A 795-nucleotide genomic window follows, 5' to 3' on the forward strand; every position below is an offset into this window, starting at 1 on the left:
TCGCCGGTGTTCTGGCTGGTCAGCAGACCTTCGCCGCGGTCTGGGAATGGGCGGTCGACCTGCCCGTGGACCTACTCCCCGCCCTTCGGGCTGCGCCGTGGGGTGCCGTCCGAGCGGACGATCCGGCGCCTGGTCGAGCGCGCTGACCCGGTCGCGCTGGACAAGGCGCTCTCGGGCTGGATCGCCCGGGCCACGGCGGTGGCGGACCCGCCGGCCGGGCCGCGGGGGCTGGCCCTCGACGGGAAGACCCTCAAGGGCGCCCGGTCGTTCACCGAGACCGGGGCGATGAGCCAGGAAGCGGTCGTCGAGGCGGTCTGGCACGACACCGGGATCGCCGCCGGCCACCAGCGGGTCGTTGGCGGCGACGAGATCGCCGCGGTCGAGACGCTGGTCGGCCGGCTCGACCTGACCGATGTCCTGGTCACGGTGGACTCGCTGCATTCCCACACCCGGCTCGCCCGGAAGATCCGGTCCAGGGGCGGCCAATGGCTTTTCGTGATCAAGGGAAACCAGTCGACTGTCCACACGAACCTCACCCGGCTGCCCTGGGACCGGTCACCGGACCTGGTCACGACGACCGAGAAGGCCCACGGCCGGACCGAGGTCCGCTCGCTGAAGGCTCTGACCGTCACCACGCCGGCGCTCGTCGGTTTCCGGGGCACGAAACAGGTCGTCGAGCTGCGCCGACGGACCCGGCGCAAGAAGACCGTCACCTCGAAGCCGACAGTGTCCGACGAGGTGTTCTACCTGGTCACCAGCCTGCCCGCCGAACAGGCCCACCCCCGCCACCTCGCC

Annotated in this window: 1 protein-coding gene; it reads left to right on the forward strand. The window is 71.6% G+C overall.

Annotated elements, in window-relative coordinates:
- The coding region (locus C1A33_RS26780; protein WP_243407982.1) for an ISAs1 family transposase at nucleotides 1-795 on the forward strand (795 nt) is incomplete at both ends.

It is taken from the genome of Frankia canadensis (assembly GCF_900197875.1).
GTDB classification, from domain to species: domain Bacteria; phylum Actinomycetota; class Actinomycetes; order Frankiales; family Frankiaceae; genus Frankia; species Frankia canadensis.